Origin of the sequence: Pseudomonas sp. NPDC089530 (assembly GCF_050280705.1) — a bacterium.
Lineage (GTDB): Bacteria > Pseudomonadota > Gammaproteobacteria > Pseudomonadales > Pseudomonadaceae > Aquipseudomonas.
This window is the reverse complement of sequence record NZ_JBNNVU010000059.1, coordinates 26,551-35,755: the sequence shown is the minus strand read 5'-3', so window position 1 is coordinate 35,755 and position 9,205 is coordinate 26,551. Positions and strand designations below refer to the sequence as shown.

Sequence of the window (9,205 nt, the reverse complement as noted above, 5' to 3'; positions counted from 1 at the left end):
ACCAATGAATTTGATGCCGCGTTCGGCGCAGATCTCCGCCAGTTCGGCGTTTTCCGAAAGGAAGCCGTAGCCGGGGTGCAAGGCGTCGCAGCCGGCTCATCGGCCAGGGTTTCCAGCTCGGCTTCGCCTAACCGGCGCAGACCGTCCGGCGTGCTGGCACGGTCGAGCAGGGGCGTGGTCGGGCGCTTGCGGGGAATCTCATGGAACGTCGTGGGCATCAGGGCGAATCGTTATAGGTATAAAAGAGGCGGCAGTTTACCTTATGCATCGCACGCTGCCCACGCGGAGCGCGGAACTTGAGCGAGATGCGGTCTGCCGCGCCGGGGTCGGTCAGTGGCGTCGTTCGACGATGTAGCGGGCCAGCTCGCGCAGGGGCTCGGCGGCTGCGTCAAACGGCCGCAGGGCGTGCAGGGCCTGGTCGCGCAGCTCCAGGGCATAGGCCTTGGCCGCTTCCAGGCCGAGCAGGGCCGGGTAAGTCGGTTTGTCCCGGGCAATGTCGGCACCCTGGCGCTTGCCCAGGGTCGCGGTATCGCTTTCCACGTCGAGAATGTCGTCCTGCACCTGGAACGCCAGGCCGATGGCCTGGGCGTAGGTCTGCAAGGACTTGAGTTCGTCTTTCTCGGCCCGGCCGCTGGCCAGGGCGCCAAGCTTGACGCTGGCCTCGATCAGCGCGCCGGTCTTGTGCCGGTGCATGTATTCCAGGGCTGTCTGGTCCAGCTTGAGGCCGACCGAGCCGAGGTCGATGGCCTGGCCGCCGACCATGCCCGCGGGGCCGGCCGCCTGCGCCAGGGCGCTGACCATCTGCAGGCGAATCTCGGCGCTCGAGTCGCTCAGGCGCGGGTCGAGCAGGGCGCTGAAGGCCAGGCTCTGCAAACCGTCGCCGGCGAGAATCGCGCAGGCTTCGTCGAAGGCTTTATGGGTGGTCGGCTGGCCGCGACGCAGGTCGTCGTCGTCCATCGCCGGCAAATCGTCATGGACCAGGGAATAGGCGTGGATCAGCTCCACCGCGCAGGCCGCGCCGTTGGCCTGTTCCGGCCGCGCGCCGAGGGCTTCGCAGGCGGCGTAGGCCAGCAGCGGCCGCACGCGCTTGCCGCCGTTCATCACGCTGTAGCGCATGGCTTCGTATAGACGGCCCAGCTCGGGGCTGGGGGCCTTGAACAGGGTTTCCAGCGCAGCATCGACCCGGGCCTGGCTGCTGGCCTGATAGGCCGCGATCATTCTGGCTGTTCCGCGTCGAAGGGTTGTTCAGCCAGCTCGCCATCGCGCTCCAGCAGGATCTGAACCTTCTGTTCGGCCTGGGCCAGTGCCGCCTGGCAATCGCGGGTCAGGCCGATGCCTTGCTCGAAGGCGGTCAACGAGTCTTCCAGCGACAGCTCGCCGTTCTCCAGACGCTCGACCAGTGTTTGCAGGTCGGCGAGGGATTGTTCGAAATCTAAGGCAGCTCTTTTGCGGGCCATGGCGGCTATCCCGGTTGACGTTAAACCGGCGCGACACTAGCAGACATGGGGTGTCGGGGCAAATGAGCCGCGGTCTGCGGGGGACCTGCGGGCGATTTTCTGCTCTGGGTCATGACCTGTTCACGTGGACAGGTTGGTGTCGCCATTTCTTGCTTTGAGACAAGGAAAATTGCCCGCGCTTGCCTTGCAATGCCCCTTCGTTGATTGGCAAGGAGAAGCTGCAATGAGTGTTGTTCGAAGTGTATTGGGAGCCTGTCTGTTGCTGGGCAGTTGTGCCAGCAGCCTGGTGCTGGCCAGTGGGGCCGAGGGGTTGCAGCGGGTGAAGGTGGATCTGGTGGCGCCGCCCCAGGTGCATCCTCATGAACAGGTGGTCAGCGGACCGCCCAAGGTGGTGCAGTTCCGCATGACCATCGAGGAGAAAAAGATGGTCATCGACGATCAGGGCACCACGCTGCAGGCCATGACCTTCAATGGCTCGATGCCCGGTCCGACCCTGGTGGTGCACGAGGGCGACTATATAGAGCTGACCCTGGTCAACCCGGCGACCAACAGCATGCCCCACAACGTCGATTTCCATGCGGCCACTGGCGCCCTGGGTGGGGCGGCCCTGAGCCAGGTGGTGCCGGGGCAGGAGGTGGTGCTGCGCTTCAAGGCCGACCGCAGCGGCACCTTTGTCTACCACTGTGCGCCGCAAGGCATGGTGCCGTGGCACGTGGTGTCGGGCATGAACGGCGCGTTGATGGTGCTGCCCCGCGACGGCCTGCGCGACCCTCAGGGCAAGCCCCTGCATTACGACCGGGTCTACACCATTGGCGAGTCCGACCTGTATATCCCCAAGGACAAGGACGGTCGCTACAAGGACTACCCGGACCTGGCGTCCAGTTATCAGGACACCCGGGCGGTGATGCGCACCCTGACGCCCAGTCACGTGGTGTTCAACGGCCGTGTCGGCGCCCTGACCGGGGCCAATGCGCTGACCTCCAAGGTCGGTGAAAGCGTGCTGTTCATCCATTCCCAGGCCAACCGCGACAGCCGTCCGCACCTGATCGGCGGCCATGGGGACTGGGTCTGGACCACCGGCAAGTTCGCCAACCCGCCGCAACGCAACATGGAAACCTGGTTCATCCCCGGCGGTTCCGCGGTGGCGGCGCTGTATACCTTCAGGCAGCCGGGGACCTACGTGTACCTCAGCCACAACCTGATCGAGGCCATGGAGCTGGGCGCCCTGGCCCAGATCAAGGTGGAAGGGCAGTGGGACGACGACCTGATGACCCAGGTGAAAGCACCAGGACCGATAACCCAAGACAAAAAATAGGCAGTCGAGGGCGGGGATATTGCTCACGTCTTGAACATTTCGTAAAAGTCCGTAATATCCTCGCCATGCTCATCGACCAAATCAAAGCGCTGGCCAGCGACATCCGCATGCAGATGCTCGAATGGCTGAAAGACCCGGAAGGCAACTTTCCGCCCCAGGGCCATGATGCGCCCAAGGAAATTGGCATCTGCATGACCCACCTGCAGCACAAGGCCGGGCTCTCGGCGTCCAGCACGTCCAGCCATCTGGCGATCCTGGAGCAGGTCGGTCTGGTCGAATCCACACGTATTGGCAAGTGGACCTACTTTCGCCGTAACGAAGCCGCACTGGCGGCCTTTGCCGAGCAACTGAAGCGCGAACTCTGAGTTTTTTTACCTGAACATTTCGTCTTTTTTCGAAATGAGAAAGCCAACCAAGAGGAACTGTCCATGAAAGCAATCTACGTACAAGCCGGTGGCGGCTACGACAAGGTCGTGGTCGGCGAAGCTCCGGCAGCCGCGCCGCAAGCGGGCGAAATCACCGTGCGCCTGCGCGCCAGCTCCCTCAACTACCACGATTTCGCGGTGGTCAGCGGCATGTGGGGCCCGACCGAGTCGCGTATCCCGATGGCCGATGGCGCCGGTGAAGTGATAGCGGTGGGGGCCGGGGTCAGCGAATTCGCGGTCGGCGATGCGGTGGTCAGCACCTTCTTCCCCGAGTGGTTGGACGGACGGCCCAATGTCGTGGGTTTTGCCACGGTGCCGGGCGACGGCGTGGACGGCTATGCCCGTGAAGTCGTGACCGCTCGCGCTACTTCCTTTACCCGGGCACCCAAGGGCTGGACCCACGCCGAAGCCGCGACCCTGACCACCGCCGGCCTCACCGCCTGGCGTGCCCTGGTGGACGATGGCCGGGTGACCGCTGGCGATACCGTGCTGGTGCAAGGCACCGGCGGCGTGTCGATCTTCGCCCTGCAATTCGCCAAGATGCTCGGCGCCACGGTGATCGCCACCTCGTCCAGCGACGCCAAGCTGGAGCGACTCAAGGCCCTGGGCGCCGATCACCTGATCAACTACCGCCAGGACCCGGCCTGGGGTGAGACCGTGCAGAAGCTCACCGCCGGCCGCGGTGTCGACCACGTGATCGAAGTGGGCGGGCCGTCCACCCTGGAGCAGTCGATGATCGCCGCCCGGGCCGGTGGCCATGTCTCGGTGATCGGCATCCTCACCGGCGTGGCCGGCGAGTTCCCGATCGTCACCGCGCTGGTCAAGCAACTGCGCCTGCAGGGCGTGCTGGTGGGTAGCCGCCGGCAGCAGCAGGACATGATCCGGGCCATCGATGCCAACGGCATGCATCCGGTCCTGGATAAGCACTTTGCCCTGGACGCGATCAGCGATGCGTTCCGCTACCAGGAAAGCAACCAGCACTTCGGCAAGATCATCCTCGATATCTGAGCCTGCCTGGCGGGTCGCCGCGGATCACTCGCTCTGATCCGTGGTGGCCAGCACCTCGTTGATTTTCCAGCAGCCCTTTTCCTTGACCAGCAGCAGGTCGACGATCTGCGTGGTGTCCGGGGTGTTGCCCAGGGTCACCGACTCGCGGGCCGAGGTGCCTTGCACCTGCGGGTCGCTGACCTTGATCTGGGTCAGCCACTCATCCATGTAGTCCTGGGTCTTGAGGAAGTAGTCTTCCTCCAGCCCTTCGGGGCTGCCCATCTGCTTCTTGATCCGCTCGATCAACGACTCGGTGACGTACTGTTGCACGTGCGGCAGCTCGTCGGTGATCGGGTCTTTCTGGTTGCTGAAACTCTGCAGGTACCAGGTGTAGAAGGCTTCGGCCGCGGGCTTGGGCGAACTGGCGCAGTCGGCGAGGGCGAAGGGCTGATGGAAGGCCGCGGCGAGCAACAGCAGGGAGAACAGCTTTCTCATGGGGACGTCCTTACAGGGAGAGGGAATCTTTAAGACGTTGAGCTATTGAGACAGCAGGTAATGGCTGGATGCTCGATTTCAACACGCAAAAGCTCGAATCGCCATCGGCCCGTGAATTGGCAGTGTCTTGCAATACAAATCCGCTTCCAGATGCTGTAGTCTTGAAACTACAGTCGCCCCATGGTGGAGATCAAACAGACCGCGACCTTCATGGAGTGGGAACGCAGGCTCAGGGATTCCAGAGCCAGGGCGGCGATTGCAGCGCGGATTTTTCGCTTGGCCAACGGCTTGGCCGGGGATGTCTCCGCGGTGGGCGAGGGCGTCAGCGAACTGCGCATCCATTACGGGCCGGGTTACCGGGTGTACGTCCAGTACCGCGGCCTGCAACTCGTCATCCTGCTGTGCGGCGGCGATAAAAGTCACCAGAGCCGCGATATCGAACTGGCCAGGAGCCTGGCCCGTGGTTGGAGCCCATCATGAATGAACCGCTATTCGACTATGACCCCGCCTCGTCCCTGCGCGACCCGCAGGCCATCGCCCTGTTCATGGCGGACGCCTTCGAGACCGGCGATGCCGGCTATATCGCCAAGGCCCTGGGCGTGGTGGCGCGGGCCAAGGGCATGACCGAACTGGCCCATGAAACCGGGCTGTCCCGCGAGCAGCTGTACCGCTCGTTCAGCGAAAAGGGCAACCCGACCCTCAAGACTCTGCTGGCGGTGATGCGTGCCCTGGGCCTGGACATGACGGCGCGGGTGCATGGCGCGCCTTCCTGACTCAGGGGGGTCAACACATGCCGCTGGGCGAGTGCTCGCGGGGCAGGGTCTGGACCCGGTTGCGCCCCTGGCCCTTGGCGCTGTACAGCGCCTGGTCGGCCTCCGACAGCAAGCGCGAAAGGTCGTGCCCCGACTCCTGGGTGGTGACCACGCCGATGCTGACGCTGAGCAGGCCGGGTTCCAGCATCCGCAGTTGTGCGAACCTGAGGCGAAGGCGTTCCGCTACCAGTAGCGCGCCGGCTTCGTCGGTGTCCGGCAACAGGCAGGCGAACTCCTCGCCGCCGATGCGGGCGAACACATCTTGCGGGCGCAGGTTCGCCAGGCTGACCCGGCCGAAGGCGATCAGCACCTGGTCGCCGGTTTGATGGCCGAAGGTGTCGTTCAGGCGCTTGAAGTGGTCCAGGTCGCACAGCAACAACGCCGCGGTGCCGCCACGGCGCTGGCTGTCGAGCAGGGCCCGCTCGCCCTGGGCCATGAATGCCCGGCGGTTGCCCACCCCGGTCAACGCGTCGCTGAAGGCGGCCGCCTTGAAGCGCTGTTCCGCCCGTTCCTTGACCATCGCCAGGGTCACATAGGCAATGCCGATCACGTACAGCATCGATTCGAACAAGATGAACGAGAAGAACGGCACGCCCTGGCCGGTGCTCGACAGCGCGTTATCCAGCGACAGGCCCTCATCGGTGAGCGCCCGTACGCCATAGAAGACGGTGTGCAACAGCGTCAGGTACAGCGCCGGCAGATAGGCGACTTCCAGCTGGCGGCGGCTGCGATGGAACTCCCACGCCGTCAGTAGTCCGTAAGCCATCACCAGCAACGAATAGATCGTCACCCGCACGGACATCGTCCCATAGAACGCCGGCACCAGGCACAGCACCAGCCACAGCCCGGCCCCGGCGAACAGGCCCGGCACATGTGGTGTCCGCCCGGTGAACACCCGCATCGCCGTCCAGTTCATGCCCGCGCTCAACAACAGCAGCACATTGCCGAGCACCATCGGCACCACATCGATCCCCAGGCCGCGCAGGCTCGCCAGCGTCAAGCCCGCGGCCGCCAGCAGCATCATGCTGCCCAGGTAGGCCAGCGAACGCTCGCGGGTTTCCCGCAGCCAGGCGTGGATGCTCAACAGCCCCATAAGGCAGAAGACGAATACGCAAACCAGCAGCAGGGTCGGGATGTGCAGCACCATGTCCTTGGTTCTCGCGGGGCATGCCGGGGGCAGGCAGCGTTGTCGGAAAGGCAGGGTCAGGTGGTGGTGCCCTGGCGTCGAAGCGCGGGATTGTAGCGATATCTTTTTGCCACTGCTTGTTTGCGAAGGCGAGGGGGAAGGGGGAAGGGAGGCAGCTGTAGCAGGTTAGCAGGCCGATCACATTGGAAACCGGCCGCAAGCGAGTGGCCGTTTCTAGGAAAAGTCGCTCAATAGAAAGCGAAGAGCCTTACTTCCAGGCAGTAACCTCTGCGACTCAGAGTCCCGTGGAAACGAGGGCGGCCGGTTGCGGGCCGCCGCTCGATGGGCTGGTTACTTCAGGTTGCCGCTGAGGAACTGCCGCAGGCGCTCGCTCTGGGGGTTGCCCAGGACGTCCTCGGGGGCGCCCTGTTCTTCGACCCGCCCCTGGTGCAGGAACAGCACCTGGTTCGACACCTTGCGCGCAAAGCTCATTTCGTGGGTGACCATGATCATGGTGCGGCCTTCTTCGGCCAGGCCCTGGATCACCTTGAGCACTTCGCCCACCAGTTCCGGGTCCAGGGCCGAAGTCGGCTCGTCGAACAGCATGATCTCCGGTTCCATGGCCAGGGCCCGGGCAATGGCGACCCGCTGTTGCTGGCCACCGGAGAGGAACGCCGGGTATTGATCGGCCGCCCGCGCAGGCAGGCCTACTTTGTCCAGGTAGCGCCGGGCGCGGTCCTCCGCGTCCTTCTTGCTGACGCCCAGCACCCGGCGCGGGGCCATGGTGATGTTCTCCAGCACGGTCATGTGGCTCCACAGGTTGAAGTGCTGGAACACCATCGCCAGGCGGGTGCGGATGCGCTGCAGTTCATTGGCGTCGGCCACGTGCATGCCGTGGCGGTCATGGACCATCCGGATCGGCTGGTTGTCCAGGCTCATGGTGCCGTCGTTGGGCGTTTCCAGGAAGTTGATGCAACGCAGGAAGGTGCTTTTGCCCGAACCGCTGGCGCCGATCAGGCTGATCACGTCGCCAGTCTTGGCGTTCAGCGAAACACCCTTGAGGACTTCCAGGTTGCCGTAGCTTTTGTGCAGGTTTTCAACGGTCAGTTTGTACATGTGCAAGCTTCCTGAATTAGTGAGCCGGGCCGAGGAAAGACAACCAGCGGCGTTCAGCCAGGCGGAACAGGCCGACCAGGGAGAAAGTGACTGCCAGGTAGATCAGCGCGGCGATGCCGAACGACTCGAAGGTCATGAAGGTGGCCGAGTTGGCATCGCGGGCGACCTTGAGGATATCCGGTACGGTGGCGGTGAAGGCCACGGTGGTCGAGTGCAGCATCAGGATCACCTCGTTGCTGTAGTAGGGCAGCGAGCGGCGCAGGGCCGACGGCATGATCACGTAGGCATACAGCTTCCAGCCGCGCAGGCCATAGGCCTTGGCCGCCTCGACTTCACCGTGGTGCATGCTGCGGATCGCCCCGGCGAAGATTTCCGTGGTGTAGGCGCAGGTGTTCAGGGCAAAGGCCAGGATGGTGCAGTTCAACGCATCGCGAAAGAACGCATCGAGCACCGGCTGGGCCCGCACCGCGGCGATGCTGTAGATGCCGGTGTAGCAGATCAGCAGTTGGATATACAGCGGCGTGCCGCGGAACAGATAGGTGTAGAACTGCACCGGCCAGCGTACCCAGACATTGCTCGAGACCCGGGCGATCGACAGCGGGATCGACATCACGAAGCCGAAGAAGATCGAGGCGCTGAGCAGCCATAGCGTCATGGCCAGCCCGGTGATGTGAGCGCCGTCCTGGAACAGGAAGGGTCTCCAGTATTCCTGCAGAAGTTCGATCATCGCACGGCCTCGCGGGTGCCTGCGGCGTAGAAGATTTCCATCCGGCGCAAGACGTAGTTCGAAACGGTGGTGATCACCAGATAGATCAGGGCGGCCAGCACCAGGAAGAAAAACAGCTGATAGGAACTCTTGCCCGCGTCCTGGGCCACCTTGACCAGATCGGCCAGGCCAATGATCGACACCAGCGCGGTGGCCTTGAGGATCACCATCCAGTTGTTACCGATGCCCGGCAGGGCGAAGCGCATCATTTGCGGGAACACCACCAGGCGAAAGCGCTGGGCCCGGGTCAGGCCGTAGGCGGTGGCCGCTTCCATTTGCCCACGGGGCACGGCGAGGATCGCGCCGCGGAAGGTCTCGGTGAAATACGCCCCATAGATGAAGCCCAGGGTGATGACCCCGGCGCTGAATGGGTCGATCTCGACGTATTCCCATCCCATGAAGTTGGTGAAGGAGGACAGCCAGGTTTGCAGGCTGTAGAAAATCAGCAGCATCAGCACCAGGTCCGGAACGCCCCGGATCAGCGTGGTGTAGGCCTGTGCGGGGGCGCGCAGCAGCACCGATTTCGACAGCTTGGCGCTGGCGCCGATCAGGCCCAGGCCCACGCTCACCAGCAAGCACAGAAAGGATAATTTGACAGTCATCCAGGAGCCTTGCAGCAACAGCGGACCGAAGCCCTGGAGGCTGAAGCCCGACAGCCCGAGAATCTGCAATAGGTTTTCTAGCATTGTGCAGCCCTACGTCAGTC

Annotated in this window: 12 protein-coding genes and 2 pseudogenes; 5 read left to right on the top strand and 9 right to left on the bottom strand. The window is 63.7% G+C overall.

Annotation, left to right across the window (positions count from 1 at the left end; translation table 11 throughout):
- From ACQKQA_RS20555 to ACQKQA_RS20540, 4 genes and pseudogenes are all read right to left on the bottom strand, one after another.
- Nucleotides 1-96 (bottom strand): annotated as a pseudogene (locus tag ACQKQA_RS20555) (biotin carboxylase N-terminal domain-containing protein); the annotation flags it as partial.
- A pseudogene (locus ACQKQA_RS20550) lies at nt 96-218 on the bottom strand (hypothetical protein); the annotation flags it as partial. The pseudogenes ACQKQA_RS20555 and ACQKQA_RS20550, both read right to left, overlap by 1 nt.
- A gap of 112 nt (nt 219-330) precedes the next feature.
- Complete coding sequence (gene ispA, locus ACQKQA_RS20545; protein WP_427561602.1) at nt 331-1,218, bottom strand: (2E,6E)-farnesyl diphosphate synthase; 888 nt, start codon at nt 1,216-1,218, stop codon at nt 331-333.
- Nucleotides 1,215-1,457, bottom strand: coding sequence for an exodeoxyribonuclease VII small subunit (locus tag ACQKQA_RS20540; protein ID WP_427561599.1), 243 nt, complete (start codon nt 1,455-1,457; stop codon nt 1,215-1,217). The genes ispA and ACQKQA_RS20540 overlap by 4 nt, the downstream gene beginning before the upstream one ends.
- 223 nt (nt 1,458-1,680) lie before the next feature.
- On the opposite strand from ACQKQA_RS20540, the gene nirK reads away from it, so the two are divergent.
- The 3 genes from nirK to ACQKQA_RS20525 all read left to right on the top strand — a co-directional run bounded on the left by nirK (nt 1,681) and on the right by ACQKQA_RS20525 (nt 4,205).
- Entirely contained in the window at nt 1,681-2,772 is a 1,092-nt protein-coding gene (nirK, locus tag ACQKQA_RS20535) for a copper-containing nitrite reductase (protein ID WP_427561596.1), read from the top strand.
- 65 nt (nt 2,773-2,837) lie between these two features.
- Nucleotides 2,838-3,137 carry an ArsR/SmtB family transcription factor gene (locus ACQKQA_RS20530; protein WP_427561593.1) on the top strand — a complete coding sequence of 100 codons (300 nt, stop codon included), beginning with the start codon at nt 2,838-2,840 and terminating at the stop codon, nt 3,135-3,137.
- Between the two features lie 57 nt (nt 3,138-3,194).
- Nucleotides 3,195-4,205, top strand: coding sequence for a zinc-dependent alcohol dehydrogenase family protein (locus tag ACQKQA_RS20525; RefSeq protein WP_427561608.1), 1,011 nt, complete (start codon nt 3,195-3,197; stop codon nt 4,203-4,205).
- Between the two features lie 24 nt (nt 4,206-4,229).
- Here ACQKQA_RS20525 and ACQKQA_RS20520 read toward each other — a convergent pair whose 3' ends face one another.
- Nucleotides 4,230-4,679, bottom strand: coding sequence for a DUF3828 domain-containing protein (locus ACQKQA_RS20520; protein ID WP_427561591.1), 450 nt, complete (start codon nt 4,677-4,679; stop codon nt 4,230-4,232).
- A gap of 180 nt (nt 4,680-4,859) precedes the next feature.
- On the opposite strand from ACQKQA_RS20520, the gene ACQKQA_RS20515 reads away from it, so the two are divergent.
- Nucleotides 4,860-5,159, top strand: a complete 300-nt coding sequence (locus ACQKQA_RS20515) for a type II toxin-antitoxin system RelE/ParE family toxin (RefSeq protein WP_427561588.1) — start codon at nt 4,860-4,862, stop codon at nt 5,157-5,159.
- On the top strand, nt 5,156-5,452 hold the full coding sequence (locus ACQKQA_RS20510; protein ID WP_427561585.1) for an addiction module antidote protein: 297 nt from the start codon (nt 5,156-5,158) through the stop codon (nt 5,450-5,452). The genes ACQKQA_RS20515 and ACQKQA_RS20510 overlap by 4 nt, the downstream gene beginning before the upstream one ends.
- Nucleotides 5,453-5,462: 10 nt before the next feature.
- On the opposite strand, the gene ACQKQA_RS20505 is transcribed toward ACQKQA_RS20510, so the two are convergent.
- The 4 genes from ACQKQA_RS20505 to ACQKQA_RS20490 form a co-directional block, all read right to left on the bottom strand.
- On the bottom strand, nt 5,463-6,638 hold the full coding sequence (locus ACQKQA_RS20505; RefSeq protein WP_427561582.1) for a GGDEF domain-containing protein: 1,176 nt from the start codon (nt 6,636-6,638) through the stop codon (nt 5,463-5,465).
- A gap of 330 nt (nt 6,639-6,968) precedes the next feature.
- Nucleotides 6,969-7,733, bottom strand: coding sequence for an ABC transporter ATP-binding protein (locus ACQKQA_RS20500; protein ID WP_427561579.1), 765 nt, complete (start codon nt 7,731-7,733; stop codon nt 6,969-6,971).
- 16 nt (nt 7,734-7,749) lie between these two features.
- Entirely contained in the window at nt 7,750-8,460 is a 711-nt protein-coding gene (locus ACQKQA_RS20495) for an ABC transporter permease (protein WP_427561576.1), read from the bottom strand.
- Complete coding sequence (locus ACQKQA_RS20490) at nt 8,457-9,185, bottom strand: ABC transporter permease (RefSeq protein WP_427561573.1); 729 nt, start codon at nt 9,183-9,185, stop codon at nt 8,457-8,459. The genes ACQKQA_RS20495 and ACQKQA_RS20490 overlap by 4 nt, the downstream gene beginning before the upstream one ends.
- Nucleotides 9,186-9,205 lie beyond the last annotated feature (20 nt).